This window comes from Rahnella sp. P4_A8 (assembly GCF_056402435.1).
The window spans coordinates 1-698 of sequence record NZ_JBFUHK010000336.1 but is presented as its reverse complement, the minus strand read 5'-3'; the positions used below and the strand labels follow the sequence as shown (position 1 = coordinate 698).

The 698-nt window shown below is 51.4% G+C and carries 1 protein-coding gene; it reads right to left on the bottom strand.

Features of this window, described 5'->3' with window-relative positions; translation table 11 throughout:
- The coding region (locus tag AC1DUO_RS25840; protein WP_477989574.1) for a YbaK/EbsC family protein at positions 1-698 on the bottom strand (698 nt) is incomplete at both ends.

Sequence of the window (698 nt, the reverse complement as noted above, 5' to 3'; positions counted from 1 at the left end):
CACCAATACCGTAACAACCCATGGTCATCAACTGGTTACGGCCATCTTCGCCCTGAACGGTAGCATTCATCGCTTCGGAATATTTGGTTCCCAGCTGGAAGATATGACCGACTTCGATACCGCGTTTAATGACCAGCGTTCCCTGACCATCAGGGCTTGGATCACCGGCTACCACATTACGGATATCGGCTACTTCTGGCAGCGCAGCATCGCGATCCCAGTTAATTCCGAAATAGTGTTTACCGTCGATGTTAGCGCCTGCGCTGAAATCGCTCATTGCAGCAACAGTACGATCCGCGACGATTGGCATTGGCAGATTAACCGGACCGAGTGAACCCGGGCCAGCCGCGACGATTTCACGAATCTCCGCTTCCGTTGCAAATGTTAGTGGTGCAGCAACTTGTGACAGCTTCTCGGCTTTGATTTCGTTCAGCTCATGATCACCACGAACCAGCAAACCAACCAGTTTATGACCGCTTTCCGCTGTTGCATGAACCATCAGAGTTTTCACCGTTTTCTCAACCGGAACCTGGAACTGTTCTGTCAGTTCAGCGATAGTTTTTGCGTCCGGCGTTTCGACAATCCGCATTTCTTCTGTTGCTGCAGCTCGTGGCGTTGCGGGTGCCAGCGCTTCTGCGAATTCGATGTTAGCGGCGAAATCAGAAGAATCAGAGAATACGACATCATCTTCACCGCTC